Annotated in this window: 17 protein-coding genes; 15 read left to right on the top strand and 2 right to left on the bottom strand. The window is 71.3% G+C overall.

Annotated features, from left to right (window positions below; genetic code table 11):
- Positions 1 to 46 precede the first annotated feature (46 nt).
- Together ACFPCV_RS23285 and ACFPCV_RS23280 are read left to right on the top strand one after the other, a co-directional pair.
- Positions 47 to 637: a type IV toxin-antitoxin system AbiEi family antitoxin domain-containing protein gene (locus ACFPCV_RS23285; protein WP_378058415.1), complete on the top strand. Its 591-nt coding sequence runs from the start codon at positions 47 to 49 to the stop codon at positions 635 to 637.
- Complete coding sequence (locus tag ACFPCV_RS23280) at positions 634 to 1536, top strand: nucleotidyl transferase AbiEii/AbiGii toxin family protein (RefSeq protein WP_378058414.1); 903 nt, start codon at positions 634 to 636, stop codon at positions 1534 to 1536. The genes ACFPCV_RS23285 and ACFPCV_RS23280 overlap by 4 nt, the downstream gene beginning before the upstream one ends.
- A 27-nt stretch (positions 1537 to 1563) precedes the next feature.
- On the opposite strand, the gene ACFPCV_RS23275 is transcribed toward ACFPCV_RS23280, so the two are convergent.
- The gene (locus ACFPCV_RS23275; RefSeq protein WP_378058413.1) at positions 1564 to 1797 is read right to left on the bottom strand and encodes a hypothetical protein; all 234 of its coding nucleotides are present in this window, start codon (positions 1795 to 1797) and stop codon (positions 1564 to 1566) included.
- A gap of 126 nt (positions 1798 to 1923) precedes the next feature.
- Here ACFPCV_RS23275 and ACFPCV_RS23270 point away from each other — a divergent pair, with 126 nt between their 5' ends.
- The 10 genes from ACFPCV_RS23270 (at position 1924) to ACFPCV_RS23225 (ending at position 12566) form a co-directional block, all read left to right on the top strand.
- A complete protein-coding gene (locus ACFPCV_RS23270) occupies positions 1924 to 2790 on the top strand; it encodes a helix-turn-helix domain-containing protein (RefSeq protein ID WP_378058412.1) in 867 nt (288 codons plus the stop codon).
- A 2-nt stretch (positions 2791 to 2792) separates the two neighbouring features.
- On the top strand, positions 2793 to 2972 hold the full coding sequence (locus ACFPCV_RS23265) for a DUF397 domain-containing protein (protein WP_378058411.1): 180 nt from the start codon (positions 2793 to 2795) through the stop codon (positions 2970 to 2972).
- A 34-nt stretch (positions 2973 to 3006) separates the two neighbouring features.
- Entirely contained in the window at positions 3007 to 4302 is a 1296-nt protein-coding gene (ftsY, locus tag ACFPCV_RS23260) for a signal recognition particle-docking protein FtsY (RefSeq protein WP_378058410.1), read from the top strand.
- Positions 4303 to 4313: 11 nt separating this feature from the next.
- Entirely contained in the window at positions 4314 to 4889 is a 576-nt protein-coding gene (locus ACFPCV_RS23255; RefSeq protein ID WP_378058409.1) for a nitroreductase family protein, read from the top strand.
- 48 nt (positions 4890 to 4937) lie between these two features.
- Complete coding sequence (locus tag ACFPCV_RS23250; protein WP_378058408.1) at positions 4938 to 5738, top strand: hypothetical protein; 801 nt, start codon at positions 4938 to 4940, stop codon at positions 5736 to 5738.
- Between the two features lie 26 nt (positions 5739 to 5764).
- The gene (gene aceB / locus ACFPCV_RS23245; RefSeq protein ID WP_378058407.1) at positions 5765 to 7339 is read left to right on the top strand and encodes a malate synthase A; all 1575 of its coding nucleotides are present in this window, start codon (positions 5765 to 5767) and stop codon (positions 7337 to 7339) included.
- A 1-nt stretch (position 7340) separates the two neighbouring features.
- Positions 7341 to 8570 carry a DUF6986 family protein gene (locus ACFPCV_RS23240; RefSeq protein ID WP_378058406.1) on the top strand — a complete coding sequence of 410 codons (1230 nt, stop codon included), beginning with the start codon at positions 7341 to 7343 and terminating at the stop codon, positions 8568 to 8570.
- On the top strand, positions 8567 to 9886 hold the full coding sequence (allB, locus tag ACFPCV_RS23235; RefSeq protein WP_378058405.1) for an allantoinase AllB: 1320 nt from the start codon (positions 8567 to 8569) through the stop codon (positions 9884 to 9886). Before ACFPCV_RS23240 ends, allB begins: the two co-directional genes overlap by 4 nt.
- Positions 9886 to 10974, top strand: a complete 1089-nt coding sequence (gene alc, locus ACFPCV_RS23230) for an allantoicase (RefSeq protein ID WP_378058404.1) — start codon at positions 9886 to 9888, stop codon at positions 10972 to 10974. Before allB ends, alc begins: the two co-directional genes overlap by 1 nt.
- Before the next feature lie 113 nt (positions 10975 to 11087).
- Positions 11088 to 12566 (top strand): bifunctional phosphatase PAP2/diacylglycerol kinase family protein, encoded by a 1479-nt coding sequence (locus ACFPCV_RS23225; protein WP_378058403.1) that lies wholly within the window; start codon positions 11088 to 11090, stop codon positions 12564 to 12566.
- Here the strand turns inward: ACFPCV_RS23225 and ACFPCV_RS23220 are convergent.
- The gene (locus tag ACFPCV_RS23220; RefSeq protein ID WP_378058402.1) at positions 12554 to 13159 is read right to left on the bottom strand and encodes a (2Fe-2S)-binding protein; all 606 of its coding nucleotides are present in this window, start codon (positions 13157 to 13159) and stop codon (positions 12554 to 12556) included. The genes ACFPCV_RS23225 and ACFPCV_RS23220 overlap by 13 nt on opposite strands.
- A 125-nt stretch (positions 13160 to 13284) precedes the next feature.
- Here ACFPCV_RS23220 and ACFPCV_RS23215 point away from each other — a divergent pair, with 125 nt between their 5' ends.
- Genes ACFPCV_RS23215 through ACFPCV_RS23205 form a run of 3 tightly spaced genes read left to right on the top strand, consistent with a single transcriptional unit; the run spans position 13285 to position 17405 of the window.
- Positions 13285 to 14652, top strand: coding sequence for an ammonium transporter (locus ACFPCV_RS23215; RefSeq protein WP_378058401.1), 1368 nt, complete (start codon positions 13285 to 13287; stop codon positions 14650 to 14652).
- Between the two features lie 3 nt (positions 14653 to 14655).
- Positions 14656 to 14994: a P-II family nitrogen regulator gene (locus ACFPCV_RS23210; protein WP_378058400.1), complete on the top strand. Its 339-nt coding sequence runs from the start codon at positions 14656 to 14658 to the stop codon at positions 14992 to 14994.
- A complete protein-coding gene (locus tag ACFPCV_RS23205; protein WP_378058399.1) occupies positions 14994 to 17405 on the top strand; it encodes a [protein-PII] uridylyltransferase in 2412 nt (803 codons plus the stop codon). Before ACFPCV_RS23210 ends, ACFPCV_RS23205 begins: the two co-directional genes overlap by 1 nt.
- The last annotated feature ends 128 nt before the right edge of the window (positions 17406 to 17533 follow it).

The raw sequence follows: 17533 nt of genomic DNA, 5'->3' as shown, positions 1-17533 counted from the left end.
GATAGAAGTGTTGCCATCTACTACTCTGGTGGAGACACTTCTATCCATGGCTGTCGAGGTGAGCGAGCTGCCCCTGACCTTCACCACGCGAACCGCGCGCGAGTTCGGGTTGCATCCGCGTGACCTCTACCGGCTCCGTGACGATGGGGATCTTGTCGAGCTGTCCCGCGGAGTGTTCCGGCAGGCTGACGCCGCCGCACCGCACTGGCCGGACCTGCTCGCGGTCGCCTACCGTGCCCCGGCCGCCGTCGTGTGCTGTGTGTCCGCACTGGCTGTGCACGACCTGACCGATGAGATCCCGTCGGCTGTGCAGCTCGCTGTGCGGCGATCGAGTCGACCGCCACGCATCGACCATCCGCCGACGGAGGTCTTCCGATTCGCTGATGCCACCTTCGAGCTGGGGGTCTCCGCCGTCGAGGTCGCCCCAGGTGAGAGCGTCCGTGTCTATGGTCGTGAGCGGACTGTCATCGATGTCATGCGCCTCCGTCATCGATTGGGTGAGCCGCTCGCGCTCGGCGCACTGCGCCGTTACCTGCGGCGCGGGGACGCACGCCCTGGTCAACTCCTCGCGCTCGCACGCGATCTCGGCGTGTTCGGGCCGGTGCGCGCCGCCGTCGATGTAGCGAGCGCGGAGTGAACCGACCAACCAGGCAGACCGCCGGAGGCCGGGCGTACCTCGATCTCCAGAACCGCGCCCGGCGAGAAAAGCGCACCACCCAGGAACTGCTCACCCTCTACGTCCTGGAGCGCTGGCTGGCCCGGCTGGCGGCGTCGCGTCACGTCCAGGCCTTTGTGCTGAAGGGTGGCCTGCTGCTGTCCGTGTTCGACGCCCGCCGCCCGACCGCTGACGCCGACCTGCTGGCCCGAAACCTGGCCAACGACCAGGAGACGGTGATCCGCCGGGTCCGTGAGATCACGGCGGTGACTTTCGATGAGGACGACGGCGTCATCTACCTTCCGGACACGATCACAGCGCAGACGATCCGGGACGACGCCGATTACGCAGGCGTGCGCATCACGATGGATTGCCACCTCGCTACGGCCACGGTGAAGCTGAAACTGGACATCAATATCGGCGATCCGGTCACGCCGGCTCCGCGGCTGATCGACATGAAGTCCCAACGCGCCGATCTCACGGCGGTGCGCATTCTCGGCTATCCCATCGAAACCGTTCTCGCGGAAAAGACGAGCACCGCGATCGCCCTCGGTGAGGCCAACACGCGTGTTCGCGACTATGCGGACCTGTATACCCTCACTGGCAGGCATCCTGTTTCGTATTACACGATGTGCGCGGCGCTGAACGCGACCATGTCGCACCGGGGTGTGTCGCTCAGGCCGTTGTCCCAGGCGCTTGGCGGCTTCGGGTCGATCCGCCAGTCCGCCTACGGCGCGTTCCGCAGACGCCTTGGTCCGGATGGGTTGGAGTTGCCCGCGACTCTGACCGAGGTTGTCGCCGCGGTGTGTGAATTTGTCGACCCACTCGTTGCCGCCGGGTCCTTCTCGGCGTGGTCGCCAGATTTGCGAGAGTGGAAATAATTCAACGGGATCGACAGATCTGCCGGTTCATGTCCGCTTTCGGGCTGTCGCCGCGAGTTCCCGCTGCGCGGCCGTGCCCAGTTCGACGAGTTGTGCCAGGCTCTCGCGGTCGAGGGCGAGCACGTAGTCGTCCCGGTGGCCGAAGTACAGGGTCGCCGACCCGCTCTCGTGCTCGACCTCGTAGCGCATCGCGATCCCGGTCCGGAACTCGATCCACGAGGAGTGGTAGACGTCCGGCGCCGAGTTCAGGGCCATGCTCATGATCGCTCTCTTTCCCCTGGATAAGGTTGTCGCACACCGATCGTCGAGTCTCGACTGTCGAGCTGAATGTACTCGATCGTCGGTGTTTCATGTTGCGTTCAATCGGGTGAAAGTCGAGGTCGTTCCGTGGGCAAGGCGCGCCAGACGTTCGAGCGGCGGCAGCTCGGGCTCACGCTGCGGCGGCTCCGCGAGGAGGCGGGCAAGTCGCAGCAGGCGGCGGCCGCGTGGATCGGCAAGGCCCGCTCCCAGTTCGTGGAGCTGGAGGACGGGCGGGGCACACTCGCGGCCGACGTCCTCGAGAACCTGCTCGACCTCTACGGCGTCACCGACGACGAGCGGGCCACCGTCATCGAGCTCGGAGCCCTCGCGCGGGCACGGGCGAAGCGCCGCGCCCACACCGACCTGCTGCCCGGCTCCTTCCAGCGCTTCGCCGATCTCGAGGCGAACGCCACCGAGATCAACTGCTACGAGTTCGGCATCGTCCCCGGCCTCCTGCAGTCGCTCGGCTATGTGCGCGCCATGATCGACGACGGTGACGGCGTCTGGTGGCAGCCATCGCACGCGGAGCTGAGCGAGCGGATCGCGTTCCGTCTCGACCGCCAGGAGCGGACCTTCGGCTCCGCCGAGGCGAAGACGCTGCGCTTCGTGCTCACCGAGGACGCGCTCACCGGAGCGGTCGGCAGTCCGGACGTCATGCGCGAGCAACGGCGGCATATCCTGAAGTTGTTGGAGAGCAACGACAATCTGACAGTTCAGGTGCTGCGGTCGGACACCTACGGCAACCCTGCCCGTGGTGGCGGGATGACGATCCTGGGCTTCGGTGGCCGGGGCTCACCGATCGGGTTCACTCCGACAGTGTTCGGACCGTCCACGTATCTGGACCAGGAAGCCGACATCGCGGATCTGTTGCGGGTGTTCCAGCGGCTGCAAGAGCTGGCGCTCGACCCGGACGAGTCGGTCCGGCTGATCCGCCGCATCGACGAGGAGGACTGAGCATGCGTGACACCGGGTGGTTCAAGAGCACGTTCAGCGGCACGGCGAACGACAACTGCGTCGAGGTGCGCTTGTCCGACGGTGCGGCCCGGGTGCGGGACTCCAAGAACCCGGCATCGGCCCTGGCCGTCGACGTGTCGGCGCTGGTGGCCGTGGTGAAGGCGGGCCGTCTCGACCGCTGACGACGCGGTCGGTGGGTGATGCGAGGATGGCGGCGTGTCGAGCACCGTGATAGTGATCATCGTCGCCGTAGTCGTGCTGCTCGCGCTCGTGGTTGTCGCGGGCGTCGTGCTGAACCGCAGGCGGCGGATCAACCTGACGGAGAAGCCGCGGGTCGAGGAGAAGCCCGCCAAGGGCGGCTACCAGACCGGCGGCGGCATCAGCCTCACACAGGGCGGCCCCAGGACCGTCGCCCCACCCAAGGAGCCGGAGCCAGAGCCGGAGCCGGAGCCGGTCGAGGAGGCCGCACCGGCGGAGGCCGAGGCCGCCGTCGAGGCGGGGCCCGAGGTCGTCCCCGCCGAACCCGCGGTGGTCGACGAGGTCGCGCCGACCGAACCGCCCGCACCGGTCGAGGAGATCGATCCCGCCGCCGGGCGGCTGGAGCGGCTCCGCGGCCGCCTGTCCCGTTCCCGGTCCACCTTCGGTCAGGGGCTGCTCGGCCTGCTGGGCGCCGGTGACCTCGACGAGGACTCCTGGACCGACGTCGAGGACACCCTCCTGCTCGCCGACCTGGGCGCCGCCACCACCACGGAGATCGTCGAGCGGCTCCGCGCCGAGCTGGTCTCCCGCAAGGTCCGCACCGCCGACGCGGCCCGCGCGCTGCTCCGCGACGTGCTCGTCGACGCGCTCCATCCCGACATGGACCGGGCCGTCCGCGCGCTCCCGCACGAGGTCGACGGCACCAAGCTCCCCGCGGTCGTGCTGGTCACCGGCGTCAACGGCACCGGGAAGACCACCACGACCGGCAAGCTCGCCCGCGTGCTCGTCGCGGAAGGGCGGACCGTCATGCTCGGTGCCGCCGACACGTTCCGCGCCGCCGCCGTCGAGCAGCTCGCCACCTGGGCCGAGCGGGTCGGTGCCGAGGTCGTGCGCGGCAAGGAGGGCGCCGACCCGGCGGCGGTGGCGTTCGACTCGGTCAGGCGCGGCGTCGAGGCAGGCGTGGACGCGGTCCTCGTCGACACCGCGGGCCGTCTGCACACCAAGACCGGCCTGATGGACGAGCTGGGCAAGGTCAAGCGGGTGATCGAGAAGCAGACGAAGGTCGACGAGGTCCTGCTGGTCCTCGACGCCACCACCGGGCAGAACGGGCTCACCCAGGCCCGCGTGTTCGGCGAGGTCGTCGACATCACCGGCATCGTGCTCACCAAGCTCGACGGCACCGCGAAGGGCGGCATCGTCTTCCAGGTGCAGCGCGAGCTGGGGGTGCCGGTCAAGCTGGTCGGGCTCGGCGAGGGCGCCGACGACCTGGCACCGTTCGAGCCGGGCGCGTTCGTCGACGCGCTGCTGAACTGAGGGGGGTTTCGATGGAGTTCCAGGACGTCGTCCGCAAACGCAGGATGGTCCGCCGGTTCCAGGCCGACCGGCCGGTGCCGAAGGAGATCGTCGACCGGATCCTGCACAACGCGACCCGCGGCCCGTCGGCGGGCTTCTCGCAGGGGCAGGCGTTCCTCGTGCTGGAAGGCGAGGACCTGGCGAAGTTCTGGGCGCTGCGCCCGCACGACAACGGCCTGTCGACCGCGCCGCTGCTGATCGTGCCGTTCTCGTGCAAGCGGGTGTACCTGGACCGCTACGCCGAACCGGACAAGGGCTGGACCGACCGCGACGAGTCCCGCTGGCCGGTCCCGTTCTGGCACATCGACACCGGCATGGCGGCGCTGCTGATCCTGCAGACCGTCGTCGACGAGGGCCTCGGCGCGCTGTACTTCGGCATCCAGCCCGACGACGTGCCCCCGTTCCGGGAGCTGTACGGCGTCCCCGACGACCACGAGCCCATCGGCGCGATCGCCATCGGCTACTCCGACGAACCGGAGCAGTCCGGCTCCCCGAAGAAGCGTGGCCGCCGCTCTGCCGACGACGTGGTGCACTACGGCCGCTGGTGACGGGGCCGCCGTCGAAACAAGGCGGTCGGACCCGGCGATGAAGGGCGTGTGACCGCCCAGCAGGTGACCTCTCCCGTCCCCGACTTCACGGTCGCACTCCAGGCCGTGCTCGAGTTCATCGGCGTCGACCCGGTGCTCATCGGTGCGGTGCTGCTCGCGTTCGCGCTCGAGTCCTGGTACTCCAACGGAAAGCGGGTGGCCCGCACCGCGACCGTGGTGGGCGGTGCGGTCGCACGCGGGGGTGGCTGGCTCACCGGGCAGCGGCCTGTGCGGATCGCCGTCGCGATCGCCACCTCCGTCACCGTGCTGGTCGCGCAGGTCCTCATGGTCCGCCTCAGCTACGTGGGCGGCAGCATCGTGGCGACCCCGTTCGATCCCGTGCGGTGGCAGGCGCTGGACGACGCCTACGGCGCGTCGCCGCTCCTGTTCGTCGACCCGGTCTTCCTCGCCCAGTTCCTGGCCACCGACGCCTTCTCCGTCTCCTACGTGCTGGTGACGATCGTCGCCCTGCTGCGCGCGTACCGGAAGAACGCGGCGACGCCCGGTCTGTGGTTGCTCATCACCACGCCGTTCTGGTTGCTGCTGTTCGGCAGCGTGTCGATCGCGGCCCTGTCACTCGCGTTGGACCTGCTGTTCGCCGGCCTGAGCCTGGTGGCGGGCGGCGCTTACGACTGGCGGTTCACCAACGGCTACATCCTCGACGCGCCGCACCTGACCATCGATCTGGTGGCCGGGATCTACTGCGGAGTGGCGCTGGTCGCGGTGGGCGGCGCGGCGATCGTGCGGCGGTTGTGGAGCGCCGCCATGGCCGAGCAGACGACCCGACCGCCGAGGGACCGTGCGCTGTGACCGGTGGTGAACCTAGGGTGTAACCCATGGTCGACATCCAGGTGCTCGGCGGTGCCGTCGAGCGAAGCGAGGAGATCCTCACCCCCGAGGCCCTCGAGTTCCTCGCGGGTCTGCACGAGCGGTTCGCGGGCAGGCGTGACGAGTTGCTCGCGGCGCGGGCCGCGCGGCGGGAGGAGGCGTCCAGGACCGGCAGGCTGGACTTCCTCGCCGAGACCCGGGAGGTGCGGGAGTCCGACTGGCGGGTCGCCGGTGCGCCAGAGGACCTCGTCGACCGCCGCGTCGAGATCACCGGGCCGACCGAGCGCAAGATGGCGATCAACGCGCTCAACTCCGGTGCCAGGGTGTGGCTCGCCGACCTGGAGGACGCCAACACCCCGCACTGGCACAACGTCGTCGGCGGGCAGGTCAACCTCGCCGACGCGGTCCGCGGGACCATCGCGTTCACCTCGCCGGAAGGCAAGGAGTACGCGCTGAAGCCAGGCAGGCACGCGGTCATCGTGATGCGCCCCCGCGGCTGGCACCTGGACGAGCGGCACATCACCGTCGGCGGCCGCCGCGCGGTCGGTGCCCTCGTCGACTTCGGGCTCTACTTCTTCCACAACGCGAAGGCGCTCCTCGAACGCGGCAGCGGGCCGTACTTCTACCTCCCCAAGATGGAGAGCCACCTCGAGGCCCGCCTCTGGAACGACGTCTTCACCCACGCGCAGGAAGCACTGGGCATCCCGCACGGCACGGTCCGCGCCACCGTCCTGATCGAGACCATCCCGGCCGCGTTCGAGATGGAGGAGATCCTCCACGAGCTGCGCGACCACGCGTCCGGTCTCAACGCGGGCCGCTGGGACTACCTGTTCAGCATCATCAAGTACTTCCGCGACGCGGGCGCCGACTTCGTGCTGCCCGACCGCAACGACGTCACGATGACCGCGCCGTTCATGCGGGCCTACACCGAGTTGCTCGTCCGCACCTGCCACAAGCGGGGCGCGTTCGCGATGGGTGGCATGGCCGCGTTCATCCCCAACCGCCGCGACCCCGAGGTCACCGAGTCCGCCCTCGCCAAGGTGCACGACGACAAGCGGCGCGAGGCAGGCGACGGGTTCGACGGCTCCTGGGTCGCGCACCCGGACCTGGTGGCGATCTGCGACGAGGAGTTCACCGCCGTCCTCGGCGCCGAGCCCAACCAGCTCGGCAGGCTCCGCGCGGACGTCTCGGTGACCGCCGCGCAGCTGCTGGACATCAGGTCCACGCCGGGCAACGCCACCGCGGCCGGGCTGCGCGGCGCGGTCGACGTCGGCGTCCGCTACCTCGCGTCCTGGCTGGGCGGCAACGGCGCGGCCGCGATCCACAACCTCATGGAGGACGCCGCGACCGCCGAGATCTCCCGTTCGCAGGTGTGGCAGTGGGTGCGCAACGAGGTCAAGCTCGACACCGGCGCCACCGTCACCGCCGACCTGGTGCGCGGGCTGCTGTCCGACGTGCGCGAGGCGCTCACCGGCGTGGTCCCCGCCGAACACCTCGGCCCGGCCGTCGAGCTGTTCGAGCAGGTCGCGCTGGCCGACGACTTCCCCGACTTCCTGACGTTGCCAGCCTACGAGCGGATCTGAGGTGCGGACGTCCCTCGACGGGTCGCTGCTCGCCTCGGTGGCCCGCCGGTTGTCCGCCGTGGACGCCGCGCGGTCGGCGCGGTACCCCGGTGACGCGGGCGGCAGGCAGCCCGTGCACACGTGTTACATCCCGGCGGACCAGGTCACCGGCGACCTGCCGCAGCGGTGGGGACAGGCAGCGCTCGCCGCGCTGGCCGAGTACGCGCCTGGCCCGCACGCGTTCACCCAGGTGCTCGGCCTGCCCGCCGAACTGGCCGAGCCCGTGCACGAGAAGGTGGTCGCGAAGCTGCGCCGGGAGCCGGTCGAGGACCTGCGGATGGACTTCGAGGACGGCTACGGGCCGCGGTCCGACGCCGACGAGGACGCCGACGCGGTCCGGTGCGCCGGTCTGACGCCCACGCTCGCCGTGCCGTGGGCGGGCCTGCGGTTCAAGTCGTTCGAGTCGTTCGAGCGCGGCGTCCGCACCCTCGACCTGTTCCTGACCCAGCTGCCCGAGATCCCCGCCGGGCTCGTGCTGACGTTCCCGAAGGTCACCGCGGTCGAACAGGTGACCGCGCTCGTGGAGCTGCTGGAGCTGATCGAGGACCGGCTCGACCTGCCCGCTGGGCGGCTGCGGTTCGAGATCCAGATCGAGACCACGCAGTCGGTAGTGGACGCGACGGGCCGGTTCGCCATCCCCGGGTTCATCACGGCGGGCAGGGGCCGGGTCTCGGGGCTGCACTTCGGCACCTACGACTACACGGCCGCGTGCGGGCTGTCCGCGTCCGAGCAGCACCTCGGGCACCCGGCGTGCGACTTCGCCCGGCACGTCATGCAGGTCAGCGCCGCGGGCACGGGCGTGCGGCTCTCGGACGGCTCGACGAACGTGCTGCCGGTCGGCGACCGGGACGCCGTGCACGCGGCGTGGCGCACGCACTTCGGGTACACACTGCGGTCGTTGACGCACGGCTTCCACCAGGGCTGGGACATGCACCCGGCACAGCTCGTCACGCGCTACGCCGCCAACTACGCGTTCTACCTCGGCAACGCGGCGGCCGATGCCAAACGTTTGCGCGCTTATGTGGACAAGGTCGAGGCCGGGGTGCTGGACGAACCAGCGACCGCGCAAGCGCTTGCCATGTCGATGCGGCGGGCGATGGACTGCGGCGCGCTGTCCGCCGCCGACGTCGAGGAGCTGTGCGGGCTGTCCGAGGCGGGTCTCGGCAGGCTGGTCCGCAGGGAGTCCCTGTGACGCGACCGCAGCTCGTCGTCCGCGCCCGCCGGATGATCACCCCGGAGGGCGAGCGGGCGGGCGCGGTGGGGATCGCCGACGGCGTGATCGTCGCGGTCGAGCCCGAGCTGGACGGCCCGGCGTTCGTCGACCTCGCCGACGACGAGGTGCTGCTGCCGGGCCTGGTCGACACCCACGTGCACGTCAACGACCCCGGCCGCACCGAGTGGGAGGGCTTCGCGTCCGCCACCCGCGCGGCCGCCGCGGGCGGGGTCACCACGATCGTCGACATGCCGCTCAACAGCGTGCCGCCCACCACCGACGTCGCGGCGCTGGACCTCAAGCGCGCCACCGCGTTCGGCCGGACCCACGTCGACGTCGGGTTCTGGGGCGGCGCCGTGCCCGGCAACCTGGCGGAGCTGCCCGCGCTGCACGAGGCGGGCGTGTTCGGCTTCAAGTGCTTCCTGCTGCACTCGGGTGTCGACGAGTTCGGGCACCTGTCGACCGGTGAGCTGGCCCCCGCGATGGCGGTACTGGCCCGCATCGGCGCGCTGCTGATCGTCCACGCCGAGGACCCGGACCTCATCGAGCGGGCGCCGGACCCGCACGGCCGCGCCTACCGCGACTTCCTCGCGTCCCGGCCCGAGGAGGCCGAGCACCGCGCGATCGCGACGCTCGTCGACCTCGCCAGGCGCACCGGTGCGCGGGTGCACGTGCTGCACCTGTCGTCGGCGGGCGCGCTGCCGATGATCGCGGCCGCGCGCCGCGACGGGGTGGCGATCACCGCGGAGACCTGCCCGCACTACCTCACGCTGACCGCGGAGGAGATCGCGGACGGCGCCACGCAGTTCAAGTGCTGCCCGCCGATCCGCGACGCGGCCAACCAGGACGTGCTGTGGCAGGGCCTCGCCGACGGCGTCATCGACTGCGTGGTGAGCGACCACTCGCCGTGCACCGCCGACCTGAAATGCTCCGACACCGGCGACTTCGGCGCGGCGTGGGGCGGCATCGCGGGTCTTCAGCTGGGCCTGCCCGCGGTGTGGACGGCGGCACGGCGGCGCGGTGTGCCGCTGACCGAGGTGGTGCGGTGGATGGCGCGGGCGCCATCGGAACTGGCCGGGCTGGCGGGCAAGGGCGCCATCGAGGTCGGCCGGGACGCGGACCTGTGCGTGTTCGCCCCGGACGGCGAGTTCACCGTGGACGCGGCGGAACTGTTCCACCGCAACGCGGTCTCGGCCTACCACGGCCGGAGGTTGACAGGCGTCGTGCGCCGCACGTGGTTGCGTGGCCGCGAGGTGACGGGTGCGGCACCGCACGGGAAACTGCTGGAGCGCTGATGGACTTCACGGGACTGCCGGATCTCGCCTCCCGAGGGCTGGGTGGCAGCGTGCTGTGGGCGAACGACGAGCTGTTCGCCGAGCGGGAGAACCTGATCCGGCCGGAGGCACCGGTGTTCCAGGCCGCCACGTTCGGCCACAAGGGACAGGTCTACGACGGCTGGGAGACGCGGCGGCGCCGCGAACCGGGGGTGGACCGGGCCGTGCTCCGGCTCGGGCTGCCCGGCGTGGTCGAGGGTGTCATCGTGGACACGGCGTTCTTCACCGGAAACTACCCGCCGTTCTGCTGGATCGAGGGCGCCGCGGTGGACGGCTACCCGTCGCCCGACGAGCTGGCCGAACTCGACTGGCAGCCGCTCGTGCCGCGTTCTCCCTTGCTGGGCAACACGAAGAACCCGTTCGAGGTGACCGACGGGCGGCGGTTCACGCACGTGCGGCTGACCATCGACCCGGACGGCGGCGTCGCGCGGCTGCGGGTGCACGGCACCCCGGTGGCCGACCCGAGGTTCCTCGACCTGGCGTCGCTGGACCTCGCGGCACTGGAGCACGGCGCGTCGATCGACGGTTGCAGCAACATGTTCTACTCCTCGCCCGCGAACCTCATCTCGCCCGGTTTCGCGCGGGTGATGGGGGAGGGCTGGGAGACCGCCCGCCGCCGCGACGACGACAACGACTGGGTGACCGTCGCGCTCGCGGCCGAGGGCACCGTGCGCATGGCCGAGCTGGACACCAGTCACTTCAAGGGAAACGCGCCGGGTTGGGCGTCGCTCGCGGGCCGCGTCGGTGACGAGTGGTTCGAGCTGCTGCAGAGGACCCGCCTGCAGCCGGACACCCGGCACCGTTTCCGCCTGAACGGTCCCGCCGTGACCCACGTCCGCATGGACGTCTACCCGGACGGCGGCATGGCCCGTTTGCGCCTGCACGGCGCGCTGACCGAAGCGGGCCAGAACGACCTGGTGTGCCGGTGGCTCAACACCCTCCCGGCGGCCAAGGCGGAGGCGGCGCTGATCGAGGCAGGCCTGTCGGAACAGGCGGCGGCGGAGCTGGTGGCGACCCGTCCGTTCACCGAGATCCCGTCGGCGCACTGACCGCACAGGGCACGCCGCCTTCGCCAGGGGTGTCGACACCACGACCGCCCCCGCGGCCCACCTCGACCGGCTGATGATGTTTCGGCCGCCCCGGCGTGCGGTACACCTCGCCGGTGCGGAGACAGTTCAGGCGCCGATTCGGCCGGGTGGGTCGGTTCGACGCCGAACTCGTCCGGCGCAGCGGAAAGCTCCCGCCCTCGCGGGCCGACCGGGGCATCCGGCTGCTCGGCCGCGCGGGTGACCACAGCAAGCTCTGGTTCGCCATCGCGGCGCTGCTTCTGGCCAGGAAGGGCGCGCCGCGCAGGGCGGGGCTGCGCGGGATCGCGGCCATCGGCTTCGCGAGCTTCGCCGCGAGTGGCGTCGGCAAGCGCCTGTTCCCGCGCCGCCGTCCCGCCGCCGACCTGTTGCCGCTGTACCGGCGCATCGCGAAACGGCCCACCTCGTCGTCCTTCCCGTCCGGGCACGCGGCGTCCGCGTTCGCGTTCGCCTCGGCACTCGCCATGGAACACCGGGGCGCCGCGGCCGCCGTGTTCCCGCTGGCCGCCGCGGTCGGCTACAGCCGCGTCCACACCGGGGTGCACTGGCCCTCGGACGTCGTCGCGGGCGCGGCCATCGGCGTCGGCGCCGCCTACGCGACCCGCCACTGGTGGCCGCACCAGCGGGACCTGCCGCCCGGTCCGCAGCGGCGCGACACCGCGCCGGAGCTGGGGGACGGCGAGGGGCTCGTACTCGTGGTGAACCCCGGCGCGGGCGCCAGCGGGGAGGCCGGTGCGGAGGTCCGCAAGGCGTGGCCCCGCGCGGCGGTCATCGAGTTCCTCCCGGACGTCGACGTGGTCGCCGAGCTGACCAAGAAGGTCGAGAACGACGAGGTCAGGGCGCTCGGCGCGGTCGGCGGCGACGGCACGGTCTCGTGCGTGGCCAGGGTCGCCGCCGAGTACGGGCTGCCGCTGGTGCTGGTCCCGGCCGGCACGCTCGACCACTTCGCCCGCGACGTCGGCGTCCAGAACCTCGACGAGGCGCAGGCGGCGTCCCGCGCGGGTTCGGTGGTGGTCTGCGACATCGCCGAGGTCGAGGTGTCCTACCGCGACGACGACACCGAACGGGTGCCGTTCGTGAACACCGCGAGCCTCGGGGGCTACCCGGAAACGGTGCGGCTGCGGGAGAAGCTGGAGACGCGCTGGCCCAAGTGGGCGGCCGTGCTGCTCGCGACCACCCGCACCCTGCGCAGCGCGCGGCCGATGAGGATCATGCTGAACGGGCACGAGCGGCTGGTGTGGATGCTGTTCGTCGGCAACGGCCCGTACGAGCCGAAGGGCTTCGGCGCGGCCCGCCGCTCCTCGCTCGCGTCCGGGCTGCTCGACGTGCGGTACCTACGCGCCGACCTGCCGTACTCCCGCGCACGGTTCCTGCTCGCGTTGCTCACCGGCACGCTGAGCACCTCGCACGTGTACCGGCACGCTGAGGTGGCGAGGGTGGACGTGCTGTTCCTCGACGGGCACCGCAGGATCGCGCTGGACGGCGAGGTCGGCCCGCTCGGCCGCCGGTTCTCGTTCCGTGTCCGGGAACGCGCGCTGCCGGTCTACGTCGCCTGACCGCGCAGCGCCGCCCGCAACCGTCGTGACCGATCGTCTGGGCTCTGGCGTGGGCAGCTGACGCACTTCTGCTGTCCCGGCGCCTCGTACACGAGACAGCACGACGCCCGCCGCACCGCGCGCTGCCCGCCGACCGTGACGTAACGCGGCACGGGGAACCGCCCGTCGGCCGCCAGCTCGACCGCGTCGGCGTCGGTGCCACCGGCCCACAGCACCCGGTTCGCCAGCGAGTCCGTCGCGATCGCCCACAACGACCGCTCCGCCGCACCCGAAGCCGCCACCACGGCCGACACACACGTCGCGACCACGTCCGCGACGCGGGCCGCCGCCGCCATGCGGTCCACAGTGGACGAAGAACGCGCGTCGAGCACCCTGCCGTCGCGGTGCACGTACAGCGTCATGGCGGCCAGCTCCGGATCAGCCGCCGGGCCGCCCCGGACGTACGTCTCGGCCACCGGACCGAGCAGCACCGAGCTGGCCGAGTACCACCACAGCACGCCCGTCGCGGCCTGTCTGGCCAGCCGGAACCGGCTCGCCGTCGCGGAAAGCGCGCCGCCGAGCCAGCCCGGATCGGTGACCGCCTCGGCGGGCACCGGCTGCAGAACGGTGATGCCGCGAGGGTAGCGGCGAGGAGGCGGAAACCTGCTCGTAACACGAACACTCGGACAGTTCACCGGTGTGAAACACAGCACGCGATCCTGCGAAACGTGGTTTTTGAATGCTCCTCCGCAAGTCGATGGCGAAGGCAGAGGAGGAAAGCGTGGAAGGGAACACGGCCTGGTTGCTCACCAGTGCCGCCCTGGTGCTCTTGATGACGCCGGGGTTGGCGTTCTTCTACGGCGGCATGGTGCGTACCAAGAGCGTGCTCAACATGCTGATGATGTGCTTCGGTGCGATCGCCGTCGTCGGTGTGCTGTGGGTCATCTACGGCTACTCGCTCACCTTCGGTGACGACGTCGGTGGCGGGCTCGTCGGTGACATCACCCAGTACCTGGGCCTCTCCGGCCTGATCGGCAACGAGGACGCACTCGCGACCACGGGCTTCGTCGCGTTCCAGGGGATGTTCGCGGTCATCACCGTCGCGCTCATCGCCGGTGCGATCGCCGACCGCGTGCGGTTCGGCGCCTGGCTGCTGTTCGCCGGTATCTGGGCCACGATCGTGTACTTCCCGGTCGCCCACTGGGTGTTCGACTTCAGCAACGACTCGGGGCACGTCGGCGGCTGGATCGCCAACGACCTCGTGGCGTTCGACTTCGCAGGTGGCACCGCGGTGCACATCAACGCCGGTGCGGCGGCACTCGCGCTCGCCATCGTCGTCGGCAAGCGGCGCGGCTGGCCCAAGGAGCCGATGAAGCCGCACAACCTGCCGTTCGTGATGCTCGGCGCCGCGATCCTGTGGTTCGGCTGGTTCGGGTTCAACGCCGGTTCGGCGCTGGCCGCCAACGGCCTCGCCGGTGTCGCGTTCATCAACACCTTCACCGCGACCGCCGCGGCGATCATCGGCTGGCTCGTCATCGAGCGCATCCGCGACGGGCACGCGACGAGCCTCGGTGCGGCGTCCGGTGTCGTCGCCGGCCTGGTCGCCATCACCCCGGCCTGTGCGTTCGTCGACACCTGGGGCGCGCTGGCAATCGGTGTGATCGCCGGTGCGATCTGCGCACTCGCGGTCGGCCTCAAGTACCGGCTCGGCTTCGACGACTCGCTCGACGTCGTCGGCGTCCACCTGGTCGGTGGCCTGTGGGGCACGCTGGCGATCGGCCTGTTCCAGACCACCTACGTCAACGACACGGGCGTCAACGGCCTGTTCTACGGCGGTGGGGTGTCGCAACTGGGCAAGCAGGCGCTCGGCGCGTTCGCCGTGCTCGCGTACTCGTTCGTGGTCACCGCGATCATCGCCTTCGCCATCAAGGTCACGATGGGCTGGCGGGTCACCGACGAGGAGGAGGCCACCGGCATCGACGAGGCGGAGCACGCGGAGAGCGCCTACGAGTTCTCCGGTCTGCGCAGCGGGTCGTCGCCGATCTCCAAGGCCGCGGACGCGTTGTCCGGTAACAAGGTCTCGGCAAACGCGAGCAAGGAAGGCTGAACCATGAAGCTGGTGACGGCGATCATCAAGCCGTTCACGCTCGACGACGTCAAGGCCGCACTGGAACAGGTCGGTGTGCTGGGCATGACCGTCAGCGAGGTGCAGGGCTACGGCAGGCAGAAGGGCCACACCGAGGTCTACCGCGGCGCGGAGTACTCGGTCGACTTCGTGCCGAAGGTGCGGGTCGAGGTCCTGGTCGACGACACGCTGGGCGACAAGGTGGTAGAGGCCGTGGTCGAGGCCGCGCGGACCGGCAAGATCGGTGACGGCAAGGTCTGGGTCACGCCGGTGGACACCGTGGTCAGGGTGCGCACCGGAGAGCGCGGCACCGACGCGCTCTGATGACATCCCAGGGGGAGGGGGCGGCCGGCCGTGAGGTCCCGGCCGCCCCCACTGCCGCCGACCTGGTGCTGGCTCGTGACCGGCTCCTCGGCCGGGGCGCCGCGCACCAGACCGGCCGGCTCGGCCCGGACGTCCTGCGGGAGGCCCTGACCGACCTGCACGAGTTCTGGCTCACCGTGCACGCCGCGCAGGCGGGCATCGGCTCGGCCGCCGAGGGGATCGCACTGGTCGCCGTCGGCGGGCTCGGGCGGCGCGAACTCGTGCCGTACTCGGACCTCGACCTCGTCCTGGTCCACGACACCAGACGCGACGGCCGCGTCGAGAAGGTCGCCGAGCGGCTGTGGTACCCGCTGTGGAACTCCGGTGTCGGCCTCGACCACTCGGTGCGGACCGTGTCCGAGGCCATCGACGTGGCCGCCGCCGACCTGCGCACCGCGATGGGGCTGCTCGACGCACGGCACCTCGCGGGTGACCCCGAACTCTCCCGCGGGCTCGCCGAGGCCGCGCGTGCCGCGTGGCGCACCGGCGTGCGGCGGCGGGTTGGCGACATCGTCGAATCGGCACGCGCCAGGTGGCAGCGCAGCGGCGAGGTCGCCCACTGGGTGGAACCCGATCTCAAACACGGCCGCGGCGGCCTGCGCGACCTGGCGATGCTCGACGCGCTCGCCCTCGCACAGCTGGTCGACCGGCCCTCCGGCGAGGTGTCGGCGGCACGCAGGCTGCTCCTGGACACCCGTACCGAACTGCGCCGCATCGCGGGCAGGCCCCGGGACGTGCTCATGCCACAGGACGGCGACGAGATCGCCGCCGTGCTCGGCATCGGTGACCGGTTCACACTGGCCAGAGCCCTGTCCGGGGCGGGCCGCGCGGTCGCGTACGCGCTGGACGTCGCGTTCCGCGCGATCCAGCCCGCCCGCCAGAGCCGCAAGGTGCTCGGCGTCCTGCGCAGGCAGCCGCAGCGGCGACCGCTGGCGGAGGGGGTCGTGCTCAACGGGGACGAGATCATGCTCGCCCGTGACGTCGACCCCGGCAAGGACCCGGCGCTCCTGCTGCGTGTCGCGGCGGCGGCCGCCCGCACGGGCCGCCCGATCGCGCCGGGGACGCTGTCCCGGCTGGGGGAGTCCGCGCCGGAGCCACGCGCGCCGTGGCCGGAGGAGGTGCGGCAGGAGCTGGTGTCGCTGCTCGGTGCCGGTGAGGGGCTCATCGACGTGGTCGAGGCGCTGGACCGGACCGGGCTGTGGGCGCGGCTGTTCCCCGAGTGGGGCGCCGTGCGCGACCTGCCGCCCCGCGACGCCGCGCACGTGTGGACGGTGGACCGGCACCTCGTGCAGGCCACCGCCAACGCCGCGAAGCTCCTGACCAGGGTGTCGCGGCCGGACCTGCTGCTGATCGGCAGCGTGCTGCACGACATCGGCAAGGGCCGCGACCAGGACCACTCCGTGGTGGGCGCCGCGCTCGCCAAGCAGGTGGGGGAGCGCCTCGGCCTGCCGGCGCCGGACGTGGCGACGCTGTCGGCGATGATCCGCCACCACCTGCTGCTCCCGCACACCGCGACCCGCCGCAACATCGAGGACGAGGCGACCGTGCAGCGCGTCGTCGACACCCTCGACGGCGACCCGGTGCTGCTGGAGCTGCTCCACGCCCTCGCCAAGGTCGACTCGCTCGCGACCGGGCCGGGAGTGTGGTCGGACTGGAAGGCGTCGCTGGTCGGGGACCTGGTGGTGCGGTGCGGGCGGCTCATGGCGGGGGAGCGGCACGAGCCGCCGGCTCCGCTGACCGCCGAGCAGCGCGCGCTGGCGGAGGCCGTCGCCGCGTCCGGCAAACCGGACATCATCGTCGCGCGGGACCGGTCCTACGCGACGATCACGCTCGTGGCACCGGACCGGCCCGGCCTGCTGTCCAGGGCGGCGGGTGTGCTCGCGCTGCACTCGCTGAAGGTCAACGCGGCCGAGTTGCGCTCCCACGCGGGCGCGGCGGTGGACGTGTTCTCGGTGTCTCCGCGCTTCGGTTCCCTGCCGGACGCGGGCCTGCTCCGCGAACAGTTCACCCGCGCGGTGTCGGGCTCACTGCCGCTGGCGGAGAAACTCGCGGCGAAGGAACGTGACTACGCCGAGGAACAGGACGACCCGCCCGCGGCCCGCGTCCTGTGGTTCGACGACGAGGCCGACGGCGGTGCCGAGTCGAAGGACGTGGTCCTGGAACTCCGCGCGGCCGACCGCCTCGGCCTGCTGCACGGCGTCGCGGAGGCCCTGGAACGCTGCGGCGCCGACGTCCTGTGGGCACGTGCCATGCAGGTGGGCGGCACCGCGATCGCAAGCTTCAGCCTGGCCGCCACAAGCCCCACCAACGGCGACACAAAAAGCAAACCCTGGCGAACCCAAATAGAAAAAGCCATCCTCTCCACCTGCTAACCCACCCCCCCGCCCCCAAACCCCACCAACCCCCGCGAGTCCCCCGTTCAGAACCCGCGAGTCCCCGGTTCAGAACCCGCGTGTTCCGCGTTCGGGACTCGCGAGTCCCCGGTTCAGAACTCGCGTGT

The organism is Actinophytocola glycyrrhizae, assembly GCF_042653545.1.
Lineage (GTDB): Bacteria > Actinomycetota > Actinomycetes > Mycobacteriales > Pseudonocardiaceae > Actinophytocola > Actinophytocola glycyrrhizae.
Note: the sequence above shows the minus strand (reverse complement) of the source record. Positions and strands in the feature narration are given on the sequence as shown.